The organism is uncultured Thermanaerothrix sp. (assembly GCF_938028735.1).
Lineage (GTDB): Bacteria > Chloroflexota > Anaerolineae > Anaerolineales > Anaerolineaceae > Thermanaerothrix.
Genome location: NZ_CALIMF010000020.1, coordinates 14,755 through 35,500, shown reverse-complemented (window position 1 = coordinate 35,500; position 20,746 = coordinate 14,755). Strand labels below are relative to the sequence as shown.

General features: G+C 52.6%; 20 protein-coding genes and 1 pseudogene. 13 read left to right on the top strand and 8 right to left on the bottom strand.

Going from position 1 to position 20,746, the window contains the following annotated elements; all coding sequences use genetic code 11:
* The 4 genes and pseudogenes from Q0721_RS10290 to Q0721_RS10275 all read left to right on the top strand — a co-directional run.
* Positions 1 to 234, top strand: a pseudogene (locus tag Q0721_RS10290) (zinc-ribbon domain-containing protein); the annotation flags it as partial.
* Positions 235 to 955: 721 nt separating this feature from the next.
* Positions 956 to 1,453 carry a hypothetical protein gene (locus Q0721_RS10285; RefSeq protein ID WP_299029287.1) on the top strand — a complete coding sequence of 166 codons (498 nt, stop codon included), beginning with the start codon at positions 956 to 958 and terminating at the stop codon, positions 1,451 to 1,453.
* Between the two features lie 29 nt (positions 1,454 to 1,482).
* Positions 1,483 to 2,178 carry a response regulator transcription factor gene (locus Q0721_RS10280; protein ID WP_299029285.1) on the top strand — a complete coding sequence of 232 codons (696 nt, stop codon included), beginning with the start codon at positions 1,483 to 1,485 and terminating at the stop codon, positions 2,176 to 2,178.
* Entirely contained in the window at positions 2,171 to 3,238 is a 1,068-nt protein-coding gene (locus tag Q0721_RS10275; protein WP_299029283.1) for a histidine kinase, read from the top strand. The genes Q0721_RS10280 and Q0721_RS10275 overlap by 8 nt, the downstream gene beginning before the upstream one ends.
* Here Q0721_RS10275 and Q0721_RS10270 read toward each other — a convergent pair.
* The 4 genes from Q0721_RS10270 to Q0721_RS10260 all read right to left on the bottom strand — a co-directional run bounded on the left by Q0721_RS10270 (position 3,235) and on the right by Q0721_RS10260 (position 6,526).
* On the bottom strand, positions 3,235 to 4,266 hold the full coding sequence (locus tag Q0721_RS10270; RefSeq protein ID WP_299029281.1) for a c-type cytochrome: 1,032 nt from the start codon (positions 4,264 to 4,266) through the stop codon (positions 3,235 to 3,237). The two genes, Q0721_RS10275 and Q0721_RS10270, sit on opposite strands and share 4 nt — an antisense overlap.
* Positions 4,267 to 4,270: 4 nt before the next feature.
* The gene (locus Q0721_RS12390; RefSeq protein ID WP_366519212.1) at positions 4,271 to 5,473 is read right to left on the bottom strand and encodes a 4Fe-4S binding protein; all 1,203 of its coding nucleotides are present in this window, start codon (positions 5,471 to 5,473) and stop codon (positions 4,271 to 4,273) included.
* A gap of 85 nt (positions 5,474 to 5,558) precedes the next feature.
* A complete protein-coding gene (locus Q0721_RS10265; RefSeq protein WP_299029279.1) occupies positions 5,559 to 6,056 on the bottom strand; it encodes a cupredoxin domain-containing protein in 498 nt (165 codons plus the stop codon).
* Positions 6,057 to 6,070: 14 nt separating this feature from the next.
* Positions 6,071 to 6,526 carry a PCYCGC motif-containing (lipo)protein gene (locus Q0721_RS10260; RefSeq protein WP_299029276.1) on the bottom strand — a complete coding sequence of 152 codons (456 nt, stop codon included), beginning with the start codon at positions 6,524 to 6,526 and terminating at the stop codon, positions 6,071 to 6,073.
* Positions 6,527 to 6,756: 230 nt separating this feature from the next.
* Between Q0721_RS10260 and Q0721_RS10255 the strand changes: the two genes are divergently transcribed.
* The 9 genes from Q0721_RS10255 to Q0721_RS10215 all read left to right on the top strand — a co-directional run bounded on the left by Q0721_RS10255 (position 6,757) and on the right by Q0721_RS10215 (position 16,829).
* Complete coding sequence (locus Q0721_RS10255) at positions 6,757 to 7,545, top strand: DeoR/GlpR family DNA-binding transcription regulator (protein ID WP_299029273.1); 789 nt, start codon at positions 6,757 to 6,759, stop codon at positions 7,543 to 7,545.
* An 87-nt stretch (positions 7,546 to 7,632) separates the two neighbouring features.
* A complete protein-coding gene (locus Q0721_RS10250) occupies positions 7,633 to 8,592 on the top strand; it encodes a tagatose 1,6-diphosphate aldolase (RefSeq protein WP_299029270.1) in 960 nt (319 codons plus the stop codon).
* A gap of 40 nt (positions 8,593 to 8,632) precedes the next feature.
* Positions 8,633 to 9,763, top strand: coding sequence for a major facilitator superfamily domain-containing protein 6 (locus Q0721_RS10245; RefSeq protein WP_299029267.1), 1,131 nt, complete (start codon positions 8,633 to 8,635; stop codon positions 9,761 to 9,763).
* Positions 9,741 to 10,709 (top strand): carbohydrate kinase family protein, encoded by a 969-nt coding sequence (locus Q0721_RS10240; RefSeq protein WP_299029265.1) that lies wholly within the window; start codon positions 9,741 to 9,743, stop codon positions 10,707 to 10,709. The genes Q0721_RS10245 and Q0721_RS10240 overlap by 23 nt, the downstream gene beginning before the upstream one ends.
* Positions 10,706 to 11,992, top strand: a complete 1,287-nt coding sequence (locus Q0721_RS10235) for a D-tagatose-bisphosphate aldolase, class II, non-catalytic subunit (protein WP_299029262.1) — start codon at positions 10,706 to 10,708, stop codon at positions 11,990 to 11,992. Before Q0721_RS10240 ends, Q0721_RS10235 begins: the two co-directional genes overlap by 4 nt.
* Before the next feature lie 251 nt (positions 11,993 to 12,243).
* Positions 12,244 to 13,308, top strand: a complete 1,065-nt coding sequence (locus Q0721_RS10230; RefSeq protein ID WP_299029259.1) for an amidohydrolase family protein — start codon at positions 12,244 to 12,246, stop codon at positions 13,306 to 13,308.
* 61 nt (positions 13,309 to 13,369) lie between these two features.
* Positions 13,370 to 14,359, top strand: a complete 990-nt coding sequence (pyrB, locus tag Q0721_RS10225; protein WP_299029256.1) for an aspartate carbamoyltransferase — start codon at positions 13,370 to 13,372, stop codon at positions 14,357 to 14,359.
* The gene (gene pyrF / locus Q0721_RS10220) at positions 14,359 to 15,786 is read left to right on the top strand and encodes an orotidine-5'-phosphate decarboxylase (RefSeq protein WP_299029254.1); all 1,428 of its coding nucleotides are present in this window, start codon (positions 14,359 to 14,361) and stop codon (positions 15,784 to 15,786) included. Before pyrB ends, pyrF begins: the two co-directional genes overlap by 1 nt.
* Positions 15,783 to 16,829 carry a quinone-dependent dihydroorotate dehydrogenase gene (locus tag Q0721_RS10215; RefSeq protein ID WP_299029251.1) on the top strand — a complete coding sequence of 349 codons (1,047 nt, stop codon included), beginning with the start codon at positions 15,783 to 15,785 and terminating at the stop codon, positions 16,827 to 16,829. The genes pyrF and Q0721_RS10215 overlap by 4 nt, the downstream gene beginning before the upstream one ends.
* A 29-nt stretch (positions 16,830 to 16,858) precedes the next feature.
* Here Q0721_RS10215 and Q0721_RS10210 read toward each other — a convergent pair whose 3' ends face one another.
* From Q0721_RS10210 to Q0721_RS10195, 4 genes are read right to left on the bottom strand one after another with little or no spacing between them, the layout of a single operon-like run.
* On the bottom strand, positions 16,859 to 17,863 hold the full coding sequence (locus tag Q0721_RS10210; RefSeq protein WP_299029248.1) for an ABC transporter ATP-binding protein: 1,005 nt from the start codon (positions 17,861 to 17,863) through the stop codon (positions 16,859 to 16,861).
* Positions 17,856 to 18,818 (bottom strand): ABC transporter ATP-binding protein, encoded by a 963-nt coding sequence (locus tag Q0721_RS10205; protein WP_299029245.1) that lies wholly within the window; start codon positions 18,816 to 18,818, stop codon positions 17,856 to 17,858. The genes Q0721_RS10210 and Q0721_RS10205 overlap by 8 nt, the downstream gene beginning before the upstream one ends.
* 3 nt (positions 18,819 to 18,821) lie before the next feature.
* Positions 18,822 to 19,673 carry an ABC transporter permease gene (locus tag Q0721_RS10200; RefSeq protein ID WP_299029242.1) on the bottom strand — a complete coding sequence of 284 codons (852 nt, stop codon included), beginning with the start codon at positions 19,671 to 19,673 and terminating at the stop codon, positions 18,822 to 18,824.
* Positions 19,670 to 20,668 (bottom strand): ABC transporter permease, encoded by a 999-nt coding sequence (locus Q0721_RS10195; RefSeq protein ID WP_299029239.1) that lies wholly within the window; start codon positions 20,666 to 20,668, stop codon positions 19,670 to 19,672. Before Q0721_RS10195 ends, Q0721_RS10200 begins: the two co-directional genes overlap by 4 nt.
* Between the last annotated feature and the right edge of the window lie 78 nt (positions 20,669 to 20,746).

Sequence of the window (20,746 nt, the reverse complement as noted above, 5' to 3'; positions counted from 1 at the left end):
ATGATGGGACGTGGAATGATGACATGGGGATTTACCCCATGGGGGTGGTGGGGAATGTTCCTGGTGGTTCTGGTGCCCTTAGGGCTGCTAACTCTGGGGATTCTAGGTATTATTTGGGTTTTGCGTGGATCGTCGCAGCCCACCGAGAACACGTCGGCTTTGCGTTGTCCCACTTGTCAGCGACCGGTGCAGCCCGAGTATAAACACTGTCCCCATTGTGGAACGACACTCTAGGAAGTAAAGGTAAGGGTCTTATGGGCAAGAGATTTCGCAAACCACATTCAAGGGATCGGAAACTCCGAAATCCCGTTTATGTCTATTTGGTAGTGGGAGGGGGCCTTCTATTGATCTTAGGTCTGCTATTAGGTACTAGGGCAAGCAGTGATAGTGGCACACCGACTCTGGCGGTTGATCAGCCCAGGATTGATTTTGGCACCGTTAAATTGGACACACCGCTCACGTTTGAGATTAAGGTTACCAATACCGGTGATGGCGTCTTAAGGTTTAAGGAAAAACCCTATATCGAGGTTTTGGAGGGGTGTTGACCGCCGACGCTGACCATCGGTTCGATGGTCCTCAAGCCGGGTGAGAGCACGATCATACGATCCAACATTTTCATGATGCATAAAGGAATGGAAGGCCCTCACGATTTTGCCGTGCACCTGATCACCAACGATCCCGAACAACCTGACTTGGTGGTACATGTAATCTCGATTTGGGTGCCTTAAATCCAAAATGCACTCTCAATGATCAAGCCGTAATGGCTGGATTGCGTCGGCATTGCATTTTGCTGATCCTTTGAGGGGCTTATGGAGTATGGGTTTTTATACCCTTCCTAGCGTCTATGTTGATGCCCGTGGGGCGAGCCGAACTTGCTAAGATAGTTTATTGGATTTATTCCTTCTTTTGCCATCAGTTACCGGAACGGTCCTTTTTCTTGTTTGGTGCCAAACCGATGGACACTCTGGCGGAGATTCAAGCGGCTTGGGAGCCAAGCTCAGATCCGCTTGTTTTGCGCCGGTTTATAGGTGACCCGGTTATAGGATGGAAGGTGGCCTGGTCGGATCGGGCGGTTTCTTTTTATACTAGCATCTGGCTCTTTGCTGCCATACGATGGCCTTGGCCGTTGTGCCCTTGTTCCCGCCCCCGATTGCTCTCCTTGCTTTTTCTCCTGCCCATGGCTGTGGATGGGTTTCCCCACTTGATCAGTGACTTGTCGGGGATTGAACGGGGTTTTCGTGCAAATAATTTGTGGTTGGTTGCTCTAACCGGTAACGCTCTCCCGCCTTGGTTTTATGCTGGGGATGCTCTGGGCTCGTTCGATTTCTGGATGCGGTTACTTACTGGTCTGCTGGCGGGATGGGGGATCGCTGACCTAGTAGTGCATTCGGTAAGGAAGGGGGGATCTACTCAGCCCGAGTCCCAAACTTTGGGATATCTGCTCAGAGAGTAGGCTATAATCAAGTATCATGGATGAAGGTTATGGAAAAGCGCTCTAAGGCTAAGACGAAGATTCGGGTGCTGCTGGCAGATGATCATCACATCGTGCGGGCGGGAATACGTCAATTGCTTGAGAGAGAACGGGATATTCAAGTTGTTGCCGAAGCCGCGGATGGTGAAGAGGCGCTTGCGTTAATTGAAAGACATCAGCCCGATGTGGCTGTCCTGGATATTCAAATGCCAAAGGCTAGTGGGATCGAGGTTACCCAACGCGTTCGGGCGCATTTTCCGCGGGTAGGGATTCTTATTCTCACTGCCTATGATGATGATCCTTACGTGATAGCAGTACTCCAGGCGGGGGCAAATGGTTACGTGCTTAAGACCGCGGATGCGGAAGATTTGGTGCAGGCTGTGCGTGACGTTTATGAAGGAAAGTCAGCGATTGATCCTCTTATTGCTCGTAAACTTATGTCTACCCTCTTCCGCCGCAGCAAGCGTTTGATGGAGCCATTGACAGAGCGTGAATTGGATGTACTACGCTTGGTGGCCCGAGGATTAACTAATAAAGCCATTGGGATACAGTTGGGGATTAGCGATCGTACGGTTCAGGGACACTTAGCCCACATTTTTGCTAAATTACAGGTTGGCAGTCGTACTGAGGCGGTCATGCGAGCGGTGGCTTTGGGATTAATCCCACAACCGACGGGATTCTCGGGGGATGAATTTCGTTATGAATAAGCGTCAATATATATTTAGCGCTTCGGGGTTCCAGGCATTATTTTGGATGGTACTGCCTATAACGATTATCCTGATTGGTGTGGTGGTGGGTAGCTTGGCTCTGCATGAGCACGTCATGCGTCAGTATTTATCTGAGGAGGCCTGGAAAGCGGCAACCAACCCCCTCTTAGAGTTAACTCTGGTGGCTCCGTTGGTTCTTCTTGTCCCTTTGGCTGTTGCTGGAGCGGCGTTTTGGTTTGGTACACGGCAGATTATTCGTCCTCTGCAGGCGCTTGAAAAGCAAGCAGGGGCGTTATCCGAGGGTAATTTTGAAGCCGTTCAACAACCAGTGGGAGGGATTGTTGAGATTCAAAACTTACAGCGCGAACTGAGTGAGATGGCGCGTAAGGTTCAGGCCGCTCAAGAAGGCCTGCGCGATTATATCAACGCTATTACCACGGGGCAGGAGGAAGAACGTCGCCGTCTGGCACGTGAACTTCATGACGATACCATTCAAGCGCTCATTGCGCTCAAGCATCATGTTCAATTGGCTATAAAGTCAGTGCGCGATCCCAATAGTAGAAAAGTTTTGCGAGAGTTGGAACTGTTAGCTGAGCAGACCATTGAAAATTTGCGCCGTCTCATCCGGGCGCTGCGCCCCATTTATCTTGAAGATTTAGGGTTGGTTACTGCGTTAGAGATGTTAGCTCAAGAAGTTGAGCAATCCAGTGGGGTACGCATAGATCTTAAGTGCGTGGGATGGGAACGACGCCTTGATCCCCAAGTTGAACTTGTTTTATATCGCATTGCTCAAGAGGCGTTAAACAATGTAATTCGTCATGCCCATGCACAGCGCGCCGATCTTCGTATAGTTTTTGAAGACCGAAAGGTGATCCTGGAAATAGAAGATGATGGAGACGGTTTTCTGTTACCCAATGCCCCAACCGACTTTGCGCTACAGGGACATTTTGGGCTTCTTGGAATGCGTGAACGAGCCGAGTTGATCGGCGCGCGTTTGGAATTGTATACGGCACCTGGCGAAGGTACGCGGGTTCGAGTAAGTGTACAATCGAGTACCTAAGGATGTGTTGAAGCATTGGGAGCGCCGTTCCAGGCAAAACGATAGAGATATGTCACCAAAGCATCTATTTGCTCGGAAGTGAATATAGGGCCCCAGTAAGGCATACCCGTACCCATTCCTCCACGGATAATTTTGCCGGCCAGGAGGGCGGGACTAGCTCCAAGTAGTTGGTGGGGGTCACTCCAATCAGGAGGGCGTGTGCGTTCCTCGTGAGAGGTGACATGATCCTCAGCAGTAGGCGGAGGGAGATCTCGTATCATAACTCCATCACCCTTCCCGGATTCGCCATGGCATGCGGCGCAGTTTTGGGCGTAGAGTTTCTGTCCTATAGCGATTTCTTGCGCTGAGGCATGTTGCTCCCATATCCACGCCACAAGGTCCCAAAGGTCGTCGTCACTCAGAGGTCGTAATGACGATTCGGCCCGTAAGCGCATCCATAGCGAGGCTGGGCTATTGGAGAGGTAGGTGTCTTGCTCAAGCGCATAGGATGGTAGGTGGTTCTGCAGCCCTGATCCGTGCTGGGGATCGGCTGCCCGCCTGGGGATGCTCTCGGCACGATGAGGAGCATCCAAGTCAATGCCCAGTGCGAGGTAAAGCGGTGGTGGTTCGGGGGTGGGAGTGGGGCTCATCCCAATAACGTTGATCACCCCGCGCATGCGCCAGTGATTGGGGCCACACCAGCGAGTGCAGTAAAAAGTGTATTTGCCAGGATTAGAGAAAGTTAAAGTTGTTTCAATAAATTCACCAGGCAAAATTTCAATCTCAGGCAGGTTGAGTTTGCCGATAGCAAATCCGTGCACAACATCTTCGCTGGTAAAACGAAGAGTTAAGGGTTGTCCACTGCGAACAGTGATGGTATTCAGCGACCACCCACCGGACTCAGGCAAGCGGGCATGTATCTCTAGCGTGGCGGAATTTTGAAGGCGCCACAACATTTTGCCCATAGCGGGTGATGCCAGCACTAGTATGATCAAGAGAACCATAATGAAACGTGCAAGGTGTTCTTGCTTCATCCTATAAGCAGCCATATCATTATCCAGGTAAATGTAGCAATGAATATGAGCAGGGAATGGACTCATACAAAGACCGGGATAACTCGCGCGCGGTTTTTGTGGCGATCATAGCGCCACCAGCGAGGATAAGGGTCTGTAGGGCGGAGCTGAGCAGGGGAGTTTGTCCTGTTGAAATATGGTTAGTCAATCCCAACAAATTCCATCCCCAGCCCAGAGGGTCAGAGAGCACAGGTAAGAGGTATGATAGTTTTGTGGAAGCAAATGCCAAGGTAAAAGCAATCCAAGCCATTAGGCCAAGGGGTAGCAAGATTGGTCCATAATAGGTGAATGATGACTTAGGGGAGAGTCCTCCCTTTCGTATTCTTTGGGCGATCCATGTTGTCAGGGCATAAAAAGCGGGGACAATACCGAGCACCAGGAGGAGGAAAGCCGTTGCAAAGATCCACCAACCCGGGCTTCCCACTGTATAGGTGGCGGACTTTAGCGCGCCCCAAGGGCCCAGAAAAATGGCCGCATCTACACCAGCGGTGGTTAACATCACAAGTGCAAGAAATACCTCGTCTACTCTCATCTTGGGGGGTGAAGATAACTCGATTCCCCATGGACGCAGGCTAAGACTAATATTCTGATAGGGGCAGGCACGCAGGCATTCCATGCATAGCCCGCAGTTGCCACTGGTCTTAAGGGCCAAAGGATACTGTCCCCACGGACAGACGTTGTAGCATGTCTTTTCAATATGAATGGTACATAGTGTAGTATTGCTTACGCGTATAGCGGGTGGGGCTAATCTGGTATAAAGTCCGCTAAAGCCACCAACGGGACAAATATAACGACAAAAAGCACGCCTTTCGTATATTAACCCAAGTAGCGTAGCGAGGACGAACAACCCTAACAGTACAAATGCGGTAGTCCGCGGAGAAGTTAAGATGATAACACCGAACCAGCCCACCAGCAAAAAACTGACCACTGGTATCCAGGCGTTACGCCAGGCGCGGGGCCAGCTCTTTCCATGCAGGCATTGTGCATCTCGTGAGCGCAAAATCCCTCGGTTTTGCAGCCACTCACCTAGTAAAGGGAGAGGACAAATGCTACACCAGGTACGTCCCCCTATGGGAATAAAGAAAAGTTTTAATGCACTCCACCAAGCAATCCAGACAAAAATTGTAGCAAAATTATGGCTTCCCACCTGAGATCCCCACAGACCGCTCAGGATTGTGAACATAAAACCGGCCAGTATGAGTGCACGGAGGATAAACTGGGGCCAACGGCTATGCAAAAGGGAATAGATCTGAGAAAAACGGGTTAACTCAATCGGTGCCATTTGGGAAGTGCTTTTGTCGTGACATCTGGGGAGCAGAGCGAGGAAAGAGAGCAATAATTATAGCCATTGCGCCTAGGAGGCTTCCGCGCAGAAGAGCAAGGTTGGGGCCAATTTGAAGCTTTCCCAACATGAAGGGGTGTAAATTCCCACAAGGCACTGAACAGCGGAGGCGGTACACACCTGGTCGGGTGGCCACAAATGTTTCTCGTGCGGGTTGCCCCGGTTCGGCTTCCAGGCTTAATCCATAATCATCCAGATACAGACCGTGCTTAACATCGGTAGCGACCAATTCAATTGTCACCCGCTCGCCAGGAGAAACAAAAATCTGCTCAGGGGAGAAGCGATACATGCTTGCCTCAACGCGAATATAGCGCTCGGTAGCCGATATGGCAGGTGGCGGCACAGGTATTCCAAGAATTATGGCCGCGGCCGAGATGAAAATCAGATAAACGCTCCGTCGAGATGAAGCGAGCCTTTGAACCATAACTGGAATGTATTTCATGGTTTCAATGGTGTTGGTGGTCCGTATTGGGCGTAGGTATGATCAATGAAGATCTGGACTTCGTCCAGAGTCTTACCCTCTCGGGTCAAGCGCATGACATCTTGAGTGATATCAACACAAATAGAACAACCCAAGGCATGGGTGTCGAATTCGATGACACCTGAAGGTTGGGCTTCTTTTACGTAACAATCATAATTCGAGGTGTGACCTATAGCCCCGCATCCGCAATAGCAGGGTATCTGGGAGAGAATATTTGGATTTGCCACGGCAAAACGATAGGCATCCTGAACGATGACGGGTGCTTTCTGAACTTCAAGGGGCATCTCGTTGGGGGCTGCCATAGGCAAACTGGGGGTTGAAGTAACACACGCGGCAATTAGCACCGTGGCAGCCACGAAGAGCAGTGAGATGGTTTTTAGGTTCTGCCGTGATAAAGTGGTTATGAAGCACATTTGGTCTTCCACCTTTTAGGGTTTTGCACTCCAGAGTATAACAATAAGACTGTAGCCTACCGAGCGCGGCATGGCGTGAATCGTGGTAAGCAAAATTGCTTAATCGGTGCTGAGGGATTGCTGTGAAATCAATAGAACAACCAAGCGTTGCACATTCAATCAAAATATCGTACAATCAGTCATAATCGTTCATTTATCTAGGTGTATTTCAAGATCAAGAGGATGCGGAGATGAAAACCAGCGCACAGAAAACCGCCTTTCCTGGGCCTGATCGGCAAGGGCTTATCCTAGATCTGATCAATCGTCGCCAGCGTGTCAGCATTGTGGAGATCTGTGAGGCGTTTGGCATCAGCGAGGCAACTGCCCGTCGGGATCTGGAAGCCCTGGACCAGCGTGGATTGATTTGCAAAGTGCGTGGTGGTGCCATACCTGCGCGCCGTGCCCCAGCCGAGCCTCCTATCCTCCAGCGCTCCAACCAGCATTTGGACGAGAAACAACGGATTGCGCGGGCGGCGGCTGCCTTGATCCAGGAAGGGGAGACAGTCTTCCTTGGTTCGGGCTCTACAGTGCTGGAATTGGCTCGTCTATTGCGTTCCTTCAACAATTTGACGGTTATCACCAATTCTCTCCCTGTTATCAATGAACTTGCCTCTTCAGGAGGAATCACATTAGTGGGATTAGGTGGAGTGTTGCGCTCCAGCGAGCTCTCATTCATCGGTCATATTACTGAACAAGCGTTGAGCGAGGTGCGAGCAGATAAGGTCTTCATTGGGATTCACGCCATTGATGTTGGCGAGGGTCTGACCAATGCCTATCTACCCGAGACGCTCACTGACCGAGCCATCTTAAAGATCAGCCGTGAGGTCATTGTGCTAGCAGATCATTCCAAATGTGGGCGTGTTTCGACGGCCCGGGTGGCGCCTATTAGTGCCATCCACACCTTAATCACCGATACAGGTGCACCTCAGGAGTTTGTGGAGGCATTGCGCGAAGCAGGGGTTCGGGTTATCCAGGCCTGAAAAGACAAGGGCATGGAAACCCTCAGGATGTCTCCTGGGTGGGCGTTATAAGGTCTAATCTCATTCTGCTTTGTGAGGACTCACATCATGGAGAAGCGCTCAATAGGTAAATTGCGTGGCTTACAGCAATGCAGCAGCGCTAGGCACATTTTTACTATCCTGGCGCTTGATCACCGTCAGAATCTGCGACGTGCGCTCAACCCGCAGAATCCCGCTGCTGTAAGTAATGCTGAACTCTCTCAGTTTAAACTGGAGGTGCTGGCCGCGCTGGCCGACGGGGCCACCGCGGTGCTATTGGACCCCGAGGTTTCGGCAGCGCAAGCCATTGCGACCCAGATCCTACCTGGCCAGTTGGGGCTTGTGGTGGCAATGGAGGCAACCGGTTATACCGGAGATCCTGGCGCTCGGCGTTCTCAGGTTTTGCCGGGATGGAGTGTGGAAAAGGCGCGACGTATGGGCGCTAGTATGATTAAGTTGCTGGTTTATTATCACCCTCAATCTCCTACTGCCAGAGAAATTGAAACCTTTGTGGCCCAAGTGGGAGAGGAGAGCCTGAAATATGATCTTCCGCTTATGTTAGAACCGCTCTCCTATTCCCTGCAGGGTGCCACACTAAGCGATGAAGAAAAGCGTTGGGTGGTAATAGAAACAGCTCGTCGTTTGAGCGTTATTCCGGGCGTTGATGTGCTCAAGGCTGAATTCCCGTTGACAGCGCATAACCAAGATGAGAAGATGTGGCGCGAGGTCTTGGCAGAGCTCCATGCTGCGTCGGCTGTCCCCTGGATATTGCTCTCAGCAGCGGTGAGTTTTGAAACTTATTTACGTCAGGTGACCTTGGCGTGCCAGAGCGGGGCAAGTGGGATCGCGGTAGGGCGGGCTGTATGGCAGGAGGCCACTAACTTGGACTCCGCTGCTCGCAGTGAGTTTTTGCGCACAGTTGCGCGAGAGCGCTTGAAGCGCTTGGCGGCCTTGTGTTACGCTTTGGCGCGTCCCTGGACGGAGGTTTTTTCTGGTGAAGCCTCCTTTGATTGGTATAAGACCTATTGATGCTTTTGCCTATCTCAGGTGGGCCTAAAGAGCCTCTTGTATGTATTGGCCAATTTTGTATTTTATTTACTATGCGGCGTTAGCGGCTTTATATCCTTACCTGCCAGTGTACTATCGTCAATTGGGGGTGGGAGGTGAACAAATCGGAGTACTAACGGCGGCAGTTCCATTGATAAACCTGGTTAGCGGGCCGTTGTGGGGCTGGTTGGCCGACTCGCGCCAACGCCACAAGCAGGTGTTGGTTTTATCGCTGGTTAGCGTGGCCGTTTTTGGGATGCTCCTGGCCTTGCCGCGTTCATTCACGGGGCTTCTTGTTGTGCTTATTCCTCTGGCATTGTTCTTGTCCCCCATTGTGCCGATTCTAGACAGCTCGGTGCTACAATCATTGGGAAATCAACGTGAGCGTTACGGGCGCATCCGTCTATGGGGTGCCATTGGGTGGGGAGTTTGTGCGCCTCTGGCCGGACGTTTGGCCGAAAGGGTGGGGTTACAAGGGCTATTTATTGTCTTTGGGGCTCTTATGGGATTGAGTGCGTTGCTGGTTGCACGTCAGCCCGTGCACTCAACCCTGATACGTCCCCTGGAAGCAAGGGCCTTTTCGCTTTTTTGGGCTGATCCACGCTGGCGGGCTTTCTTGTTTACAGCCTTCAGCGGTGGTGTTCTCATATCTGTAATCAGTAATTTTCTATTTCTTTTCCTTCAGGATTTAGGGGCCTCCCAATCGCTTCTTGGGCTTAGCCTGACTGTGGCAACCCTCTCTGAAGTATCAATTCTCTATGTTTCAAGTGGGCTACTAAAGCGCTGGCCTCCACAATGGCTGATGACAGTAGGGTTAATCCTTTTTGCTGTGCGCGCACTGTTGTATTCGTTTATTACTCAACCCTGGATGGCAATGCTAATCCAATTGATGCACGGGTTGACTTATGCTTTGATGTGGGTAGCTGGGGTCTCTTATGCGGGGATGATGGCGCCGCCCGGCCTCAACGCGACGGCTCAGGGGTTATTTTCTAGTGCCATTATGGGTGTGGGGATGGTCGTGGGTTCGTTGCTGGGCGGATTTTTGTTGGCCCACGTGGGGGCTATATGGATGTTTCGTATCACCAGCGGGGTGGGGTTGGTTGGAGCATTAATTCTGTGGAGCGCGAGAAATGAGCACACCCAAAGCGTTTGATCTCCTAGTTGTAGGTGAAATCAATCCGGATCTTATCTTGACGGGCGATGTTGAGCCGGTTTTTGGGCAAGTGGAAAAACTGGTGGATAGTGCCACCTTGACCGTGGGCTCCTCATCGGCCATTTTTGCCTGTGGTGCGGCGCGTTTGGGGCTGAAGACTGCCTTCGTTGGTGTGTGTGGAGCAGATGTGTTTGGCCGGTTCATGCTGGAGCAGATGCGTTTGCGTGGCATAGATACCGATTATGTGCAGGTGCGGGCGGAGGGGGCTACCGGGCTCAGCGTCATCCTGGTGCGCGGAGTGGATCGGGCTATCTTGACCTATCCTGGGTTGATTCCAGCGCTTCGGGCTGAGGATGTTCCCTCAGAGGTTCTAGGGCGGGTTCGACATATTCATGTGGCGTCCTATTTTTTGCAAACCAATCTTCAACCCGGCCTGCCGGGCTTGTTTCGCGAGGCACGCGCGCGCGGAGTCACCACCTCATTAGATACCAACTATGATCCCAGCGGACAGTGGCAGGGCTTTGAGACCCTGCTGGCCGAAACAGATGTCCTTTTTCTGAATGAGGTTGAGGCGTGTTCGTTGAGCCGTGAAGCAGACGTTGAGTCAGCCGCTCGAAAACTGGCCACTCGGGTGGGGACTGTGGCGATCAAACTGGGCGCGCGAGGGGCATTGGCCGTGCAAGGGCATCGGCGGGTGTACGCCCCGGGTTTACCTGTAACCGTGGTGGATACGGTAGGTGCGGGTGATAGTTTTGATGCCGGTTTCATTTGTGGCTACCTTAATGGCTGGGATCTGGAGCGTGCTCTTCGCCTAGCGGTCATTTGCGGTTCCCTTTCGACTCGAGCAGCGGGGGGCACCGCCGCTCAGCCCACGCTTACAGAGGCGTTAGACGTCCTGGTCCACTGGGAGCGCGTGGGGCTTTCGCTGTCTACGGGAGGACAATGATGGTCACTTACCTGGATTTTGTAGTGCTTTCTCATCACTTTGGCCGTCCTCTGGGCATTACCTCGGTATGCTCGGCCCATCCGTATGTCATTGAGGCAGCTCTGCGCAATGGACAGGCCCTCCATACGCCTGTCCTGATCGAAGCCACTTGTAACCAGGTCAATCAGTATGGGGGATACACCGGAATGACCCCGGCGGATTTTGTGCGATATGTGGAAAGGATTGCCGAAAAGGTGGGCTTTCCGCGCGAGCATCTTCTTCTGGGTGGGGATCATCTGGGACCGTTGGTTTGGGCCAACGAACCGGCAGAGAGTGCCATGGAAAAGGCTCGAGTCCTTGTCAAAGCCTATACGGAAGCTGGCTTTCGTAAAATTCATCTGGATTGCTCCATGCCTTGTGCGGATGATCGCGATTTTTCCCCCGCGGTTGTTGCTGAGCGGGCAGCAGAACTGGCTCAGGTGGTCGAGTCAACTTGCCGTACAGCGGGCCTGCCTTTGCCGAAGTATGTTATTGGGACGGAAGTGCCACCCGCTGGTGGGGCGAGGGCTGAAGCGGAAATCTTGAGGGTGACACGGCCGGAAGATGCGGCTGAGACGATTGCCCTGACCCGAGCAGCTTTCTTCAAGCGAGGTTTGGAGACGGCCTGGGAACGGGTCATTGCATTGGTCGTGCAACCTGGCGTTGAATTCGGGGATCATGAGATTCATGTCTACTGCCGCGAAGAGGCTCAGGCCCTCTCTCGTTTTATTGAAAGCCAGCCTGGCTTGGTCTATGAGGCTCATTCCACGGACTATCAACCCCGTGACGCCCTCCGAGCATTGGTTAAGGACCACTTTGCAATTCTTAAGGTAGGGCCAGCTCTGACCTTTGCTTTGCGCGAGGCAGTCTTTGCATTGGCGACCATTGAAGATTGGGTGTGTGATTCGCCGAGTCACATTCTTGAGACGTTGGAAGCGACAATGCTGGCTAACCCGGTTTACTGGCAAAAATATTACTCTGGTGACGAACGGGCGCGTCGGGTTGCCAGAAGGTATAGCTTTAGCGATCGCATTCGCTATTATTGGAGCGCACCCGCGGTGGAGCAAGCCTTTGAACATTTACGGGCTAATCTGAATCGAGTTTCGATTCCTCTGGCTCTACTCAGCCAGTATTTACCAGAGCAGTACCGCAAAGTGCGGGATGGGCAATTGGATAACCGTTTTGATGCCCTGGTTTTGGATAAAATCCAATCCGTGTTGGAGGACTACAACGCAGCGTGCGGGGTCAAGGCAGAGGATGAGTGATGTGGATGTATTTGGGGCTTTATATTGAGAAATTGGCCCTTGACAAACTGGCATTCCTGTATAGAATTGCCCCGAAATGAGCATGCAGACCCTAATGAGGAACTTCTTGATGGAACGGCGGAATGGCTTCCGCGTTCCTGGAGCTTTTAGGGAAAGAGCCGTAAAAGGCTCTTTCTTTTTGCATCTTGAATTAGCGTTGATCTGGGAAAGAGAGCCTGAAAACGGCTCTCTTTCTCTGCATGGAGGCTCTCATGTTGCGGTTGCCTGGGTTAATTGATCTTCACGTTCACATGCGCGAGCCAGGTGCCATCCACAAGGAGGACTGGCAAAGTGGCACCTCTGCCGCACTGGCCGGAGGGGTGACTCTGGTGCTGGCCATGCCGAACACCCAGCCGCCGGTGACGGACGCTCAATCTTTGAGGCTGGCCTTGGATGCCGCACGTCAGAAGGCGTTATGTGATTATGCTCAATACCTGGGTGCCACCCCCGACAATGCCGATGTGGTTGCTGAGTTGGCTCCGCGAGCTGCGGGGTTGAAGATGTACCTTGATCATACTTATGGCCCCCTGCGTCTGGCGAATATGACCGATTGGATGGTGCACCTTGCGCGTTGGCCTCGTGAGATACCCCTGGCAGTGCACGCCGAAGGGCGTACCCTGGCAGCGGTGATCCTTTTGGCTTCTTTTTATGATCATCCAGTTCATCTCTGTCATGTCTCGCGGCGTGAAGAAATCCTCATTATTCGGGCAGCTAAAGAACGTGGCTTAAAAGTAACTTGTGAAGTGACTCCCCACCATCTGTTCCTGAGCGAGGAGGATATTCCAGCCCTTGGCCAAGGGCGGGCAGAGGTTCGGCCCGCGTTGGCCAGCCCGGCGGATCGCCAGGCGTTGTGGGACAATTTGGAGGTAATTGACTGTTTTGCTACTGACCACGCCCCCCATACTCTGGCCGAGAAAAACGGCCCCACGCCTCCGCCGGGCTTCCCTGGCCTGGAGACGGCGTTGCCGCTCTTTTTGACAGCGGTTTCCGAAGAACGCCTAACCCTGGACGATGTCGTTCAGCGCTACCATGTGAATCCTCAACGCATCTTTCGCTTACCTTCTCAGCCGGAGACGTGGGTCGAAGTGGACACTGAGGCCACCTGGGAGATACAGGCAACTACTCTGTTGACCCGCGCGGCTTGGACACCCTTCGAAGGATGGCGAGTACGGGGACGGGTGGTGCGTGTAGTTGTACGCGGCACAGAGGCGTTCCGGGATGGAAAGGTATTAGTTCCGCCGGGGTTTGGCCGCAACGTGCGTGAGGTTTCAGGGTAAATCATAGTGGGCTTAGCGCCCGCTTGCAGAAATCTTTTATCAAAGGAGAAAGGAGTGAGAAATGGCAACGTATACCCCATATTCAGAAAAAAGTCCCTATCTGCCGTTTGGTGAGAACAAAAATGCCTCCTGGTACGGCAAGGACATCCTCTCGGTCAAACAATTCGATCGTAGCGATTTGGAGTATATCTTTGGGGTGGCCCATGAAATGGCTGAGATGGTGCGCCGCATCGGTACCTTCGATTTGCTGAAAGGCAAAATTCTGGCCAATCTTTTCTATGAACCCTCAACCCGTACCTCAGCTTCGTTCACTGCAGCCATGGAACGGCTGGGGGGGAGCGTGATCCCCATCAACGAGGTGCGTTATTCTTCGGTGGCAAAAGGGGAATCGCTACCCGACACCGTGCGTACCTTGGAAGCCTATGCGGATGTGATCGTCCTGCGCCATCCCGAAGTAGGGGCTGCGGCGCTAGCAGCCAAATATGCCCGCAAACCGATCATTAACGCTGGCGATGGTGTAGGTGAGCATCCCACTCAGGCCTTGCTCGACCTTTTCACTATTCAAGAGGAACTAGGGCGGGTGGATCACATTACCGTGACCATGCTGGGCGATTTGAAATATGGTCGCACGGTTCACTCATTGGCTCGTTTGCTCTCCCTTTACAACGTCAAACTCAATTATGTCTCTCCCGAGATTCTGCGCATGCCGCGTGAGATCATGACCGAGATTCAAGCCACCGGAACACCCCAGTTTGAATACACCTCGTTGGAACCGGTCTTGGCCGAGACCGATGTTCTCTACGTGACGCGGGTGCAAAAAGAACGCTTTGAGGATCCGCAGCAGTATGAGTCGGTGAAGGATGCATATGTCATCACCCCTGAGATCATGCAGGCAGCCAAGAAAACCATGATCTTGATGCATCCGCTTCCGCGGGTGGGTGAGATCGCTATGGAAGTGGATCAGGACCCACGCGCGGCTTATTTCCGCCAGGTAGAGTATGGGCTTTACGTACGCATGGCACTTCTGGCAATGGTATTAGGAAAGGCCTGATGAACAGTGGTTTCTTCACTCGATTGGAAACCCGCGCGCGGCAAATTGATTCATTGCTTTGCGTAGGATTGGATCCGCATCTTCAGGATCTTCCTGAGCCCACGCCCGAGGCTGCGCGTGAATTTTGCCAGCGCCTAATTGAGGCTACGCTTGATTTGGCGCTGGCCTACAAACCCAATGTGGCTTTCTTTGAGGCCTTTGGTCCGGAAGGCTGGCGGGTGCTCAAAGAGGTAATTGCCAGCATCCCGGAAGATATTCCGGTAATTTTGGACGCCAAGCGCGGTGATATTGCTTCTACAGCCGAGGCGTATGCACGCTCCGCGTTTGAAACTCTAGGGGCAGATGCCATTACCTTGAGCCCCTATCTTGGTCAGGACAGTTTACAGCCTTTCCTGTATGATCCTGGGCGTGCCGTTTTTGTGTTGTGCAAGACCTCCAATCCGGGCGCGGGAGATTTTCAGGACCTTCCCTTGGGGGGCGCTGATGTAGATCTGCTCCTTTATGAGAAGGTGGCATTAAAAGCCCAGGCATGGAACACTCAGGGCAATATTGGGCTGGTGGTGGGAGCAACCTATCCCGAAGCATTGGCGCGTCTGCGCAGTTTGGTGCCGGAGATGTGGTTTCTGGCGCCGGGGGTAGGGGTTCAAGGGGGTGATTTGGCAGCGGCGCTCCGAGCTGGCCTGCGACCAGATGGTTTGGGAATGTTGCTACCAGTTTCGCGGGCCATTTCACGCGCCGAGTCCCCGCGCCAGGCGGCCCTGGAGTGGGTCGCAACCCTGCGCCGTGAGCGTGCGGCTGCCATGGCGGGACGGGATTCAACGCCCGTGTTTCCGCCCGAGTTGGTTACGTTGGCCGAGGCGCTGTTACAAGCAGGTTGTGTGCGCTTTGGAAGTTTCACTCTGAAATCGGGGTTGCGCTCCCCTATTTACATTGATTTGCGTCAACTGGTTTCGCACCCCAAATTGCTGGCTCACGTTAGTCGCGCTTATCTGGGGGTGTTGCGAAATCTCTCCTTTAACCGCCTGGCTGCGTTGCCTTATGCAGCACTGCCTATCGCCACCGTACTGAGCCTGCTAGGGAACTGGCCACTTATTTACCCGCGGAAGGAAGTCAAAGAGTACGGGACACGGGCCGAGATTGAGGGTGACTATCATCCAGGGGAACGGGTGGTGGTGATTGACGACCTGGCCACTACGGGAGGTAGCAAGTTTGAGGCAATTGAACGATTGACCCAGGCGGGCTTGCTCGTGCAGGACGTGGTGGTGCTGATAGACCGGCAATCTGGTGCGGCAGAAGCGCTGGCATCTGCCGGATACCGCCTGCATGCGGTAATGACTCTGAGCCAGTTGCTGGATTACTGGGAAGCCACGGGGCGCATTGCACGTGAGAAAATCGCTGAAGTGCGTGAATTTTTAAAAGGCACATGAACCTTTACGCGTTTTTACGTCCGCTCATTTTTCGCCTTGCCCCTGAAACGGCCCATCATTGGGTGATTGCCCTATTGCGTTTAGGAGGGAGCAATGCCCTCACACGGGCTGTGCTCAGAGCCTGGTTTGAGCCAGAGACTCAGGGACCACCTGTGCAGGTGTTTGGACTGTCTTTCCGTAACCCATTGGGGTTGGCAGCCGGTTTTGATAAGGACGGTCTGGCCTGGCGTGGCTTGGCTTGTCTGGGATTTGGCCATCTGGAACTAGGAACGGTGACTCCCCGCCCTCAAGCGGGTAATCCGCCTCCGCGTGTCTTTCGCCTGGTGGAAGACCAGGCGATCATCAACCGGATGGGCTTTCCAAGTCGTGGAGCTGAGTTTCTGGTGCAACGCTTGCAGGGAAAACGACCCCAGGGGGTCATACTGGGGGTCAATATCGGCAAGAACCGGCAAACGCCGCTCGAGGAAGCCGCACAAGACTACCTCTACTTGCTCCGGATCTTTGCTCCGTTATGTGATTATTTAGCCATCAATGTCAGTTCACCCAATACCCCTGGGTTGCGTCAATTGCAACAGCGGCAGATGTTGGAGGACCTGCTTCACCCTTTGGCAGAGGCGCGAAAGGCGCAGGAACACGCTCTAGGTCGAAGAGTTCCCCTCCTGGTGAAGATCGCTCCTGACCTGGACGACGAAGGGCTAGATGCGGCTTTGGAGGCGATTGTTCGTTGTGGGATGGACGGGGTTATTGTCGGTAATACGACTCTTCAGCGCCAGGGTTTGGGTTCGCCATTAGCCACCGAGACCGGTGGATTGAGCGGATTGCCCCTAAATGATCTTAACACCCGTTTGGTAGCCCAGGTGGTCAAGCGTACTGGTGGCAAGTTGCCCGTTGTGGCAAGCGGTGGGGTTATGGGACCTGTACAGGCTCAGGAAAAACTGGATGCTGGCGCTGTTTTAGTGCAACTTTATAGCGGCTTGATCTATGAAGGCCCGGCGCTGGTCAAGCGCATTCTGGAAAGTGGTTTGAGGTTGACGCGGATATAAGCGCCTGCCTCTATATTACTATGGGTTGATCAGCCGAGACCGCTCTGCGAGGTGCGCTGTTCGGTGTAAGCGGGGGCACCCAAGAGATTGGTGGACGGCTCATAGTGGACACAGGCAACAAAATGGTCGGTGTCCACCTCCGTCAATGAGGGGCGATAGATGGCACAGATTTTCTCTGCTACTGGGCAGCGTTCGTAATAAGGACATCCACCTCGAAATTCCTCTATTTTACGTTCCAGGAGCGTGGTGCCTTTTTCCCATTTTCGATCTAGACGCGGGATGGAATCCATGAGCATACGCGTGTAAGGATGCAGTGGAGTGTGGAAAATTTTCTCAACAGCGCCTCGCTCGACCACATAACCTTTGTAGAGGATTACGGCACGTTCGCTGATGTAATAGGCTAGGGAGAGATCATGAGTGATGAACAAGATTGAAAGTCCGCGCGATTTGAGATCTGCCAGCAAGTTGAGCACGTCAATGCGGGTTGAGGCATCCAGCATGCTGATGATCTCGTCGGCAACCAAGAATTGGATATCTAAAAGTAAGGCACGCGCAATGAGGAAGCACTGTAACTGCCCACCGCTTAATTGATAAGGATACTTATTGAGGACGTGAGCGGGATTGAGCCCCACCGAAACGAGGGCATTCTTAACACGATGTTGCCACTCGGGGATGGGGATGTTGGGGAAGAATTCTTCGCGGAGGATTTCAAAGATCCGATCGGCCTTGAAGATAGGATTATAGGAACTAAACGGATCTTGAAAGACACCTTGCACCTGGCGGTAGTAATTCTTTAGCGTTTCACCCTTAAAGGTGGAGATATCCTCACCGTTATAAGTGATTTTGCCCTCGGTGACGTCAAGCAAGCGTAGGATCATCTTGCCAATAGTACTCTTGCCGCTTCCGCTTTCCCCGATCAGAGAAACAACTTCGCCTTTGTGTACCTCGAAGCTCACGTTGTTAACTGCATAAAGTGCTTTTCCTCCAAACGCGCCAATCCGGTACACCTTAGAGACGTTATCTAACCTAAGCATGACTCTCGAACTCCTTCCAGCAGGCCACATAATGATCTTTTTCTATTTCCAAAAAAGGCGGCTCTTCAAGGCATCGCTCATAAGCCAATGGGCAACGATCCCTGAAGCGACAACCCGTTGGCGGATTCAGGAGCAAAGGAGGGTTGCCGGGGATGCCGCTCAGGCGCTTGTCGGCATGGCGCACGCCGACCTCGGGCAAGGAGGAGATTAACATGCGCGTATAAGGGTGGCGCGGGGACTCAATAATGGATTGGGTGGGGGCTTTTTCGGCTAATACGCCAGCATACATGATGAGAATGCTGTCGGCAATCTGGTAGAGGATGGAAATATCGTGGGTGACGACGATCATGGTGTTGACAAACTGACAATCGCGGAATTCTACCAGCATTTCTGCGACGGCTTTCTGAGTAGCTACGTCGAGCGCTGAGGTGATCTCGTCGGCAATCAGCAAAGAGGGGTTGAGCAACGAGGAGATGACCATGACCATACGCTGCTTCATGCCCCCAGAGAGTTCGATGGGATACATGTTGAGGACCTCATGAGATAGGCTGACTAAATCTAGCCGCCGCTTTAACTCCGGCAACACCTCTCTATAATCTACCCCTCGTGACTCAAGTAGCTCCTGGATCATTTTTCCGATTTTGCGAATCGGGTTCATGGCGTTCATTGCGTATTGTGGGATGAGGGATACTTTGCGGAAACGATAGGCGTTCATCCGCTCGCTATCCCAGATGGGCAACTCTTCCCCATCCAGCAAGACCTTACCAGCGATATACTTCATTGGAGGGAAGAGCACAATCAAACTATGTCCCAGCGTGGTTTTTCCACATCCCGACTCGCCGGCTAGGCCCATAATCTCACCATCCGCAATTTGGAACGTGGCATGTTCCAGTGCATGGACGTCTCCCCGTAAGGTTTGGTAGTAAACCGTCAAGTTTTCAACCTTCAAAGCCATGGCTCACATCTCGCGTAGTTTGGGGTTGAAGATTTCGTCCAAGCCCACATTCATGCTGTAAAGGGCGCCCACAATGGCTGTGATAGCCAGACCAGGAGGAACAAACCACCACCACATTCCTAGTGGAAGGGCTCCCCACAGGACGGCATATTGCATCATCAGGCCCAAGGAAATGGCGTTGGTGGGACCCAGGCCGATAAAATCCAGGGTGGCGGCCGTGAGGATGGCTCCACCAAACTGTAAGATGAAAACCAGCACCAGATATGACATCATGTTAGGAGCGATCTCTCTGCGCACAATTTTGTAAGGTTTCATCCCGCTTAGTCTGGCTAGGTCCACAAAATCGCGCGTACGGAGTGAGAAAGTCTGGGCGCGGATAGCCCGGGCTGCCCAGGGCCAAGCGGTTAACCCGATAAACAGACACTCCATTAGCAGGCTACGCACCTGTAGGTAGGCTGCAATGATCAACAGGACAGCCAGCGTTGGGATGACCAACACAATATTTGTAAAGGCGTTCAGGATTTCATCTAGAATGCCACCACGGTAGCCGGCGGCGAAACCAATGATCATTCCTACTAGAGTACCCAGTCCCCCACCTAAGAGGCCAACAATGAAGGTGGCCCGCAAGCCGTTGACAAACTGTGAGAAAACATCTTGCCCGAAGAAGGTGGTTCCAAACCAATATTCTGTAGAGGGAGGTTCAGCGCCGAGGGGATTGGCATAATCGAAGGGCTTGTATTTGGCAAATGCTGGGCCAACCCATGCCAGGAGAAGAAAGATCAGGATAATGCCACTTCCGATCAGCAGTTTTTTGTTGCGCAAGGCAAAGTAAAGCACCTCATTTCGCTTCTTCATGCCGACTCTCCTACCATGCCCCTCCGTGTTCGTGGGTCTACCACGATATAGACCAGATCAATCACAAAGTTGGCAATCAAGACACCGAGGATGATAAAGAGGAAACAGCCCTGAATGAGGAAGTAATCCTGATTCTGGATGGCTGCCAGAAGCAGATAGCCAATGCCTGGATAGGAGAAAACCACCTCAGTGACTAACGCTCCGGCTACAATGACCCCTAATCTAAGGGCCAATCCGGTAATCTGAGGCAAGATGGCGTTGTTGAAGGCATACCTTCGAATAAGGCGCTGGGGGGCTCCGAGGGCTGTCAAATAACGCGAGTATTCTGCTTCTAGTTCGTAGATGATCATGTTGCGCATGCCAATGGCCCAGCCACCAAAGTCAATAATAAAGAGTGAAGCAAAGGGAAGAAACCAATGATGGAGCAGATCAAGGACAAACGTCCATGACCAGGTTGGACGCAGGGAGAAACTATAGGCCCCAGCAATGGGGAAAAGTCCCAGGACGATGCCAAAAAACCAGGCCAACAGGATTCCCAGCCACATGTAGGGCGTTGCTGTCAGGACATAGCTGAGAGGTAGGATGAAATTATCCAGCCGTTTTGAGCGGGCTGCAATGGCACCAAAATTATTGCCGGCGTACCAGGCTAGAAGAATGGAGGGAATAAGTAAGAACGCATCATAGGGCACGGCACGCTTTAGGACCTCAATGACCGGGGTGGGGAAGAGGTAGGTGCTAATGCCTAAATTCCCTTGGAAGAGCGCTTTCCAAAAGTTGAGATATTGTTGCCAGAGGGGCAGGTCAAGGCCAAAAAGGCGCGCGTAATAGTCATACATCATCTGAATAGCCGAGGCATTTGAAGCTACCGAGACGCGCGCCAGCATATTGCGTATCGGATCGCCGGGCATAAAGCGGGGAATGAGCCAATCAATGGTGACAGCAAGAAAAAAAGTAAGAGTATAAATGAGAATTTTTCTTGTCAGGTACCGCCGCATGAGAGGGACTCCTGGCCTTTTTATTTATTGTAGCCTTGAAAACCGCGGATAATAGAGTGAGAGATGCCGCCCCTCACG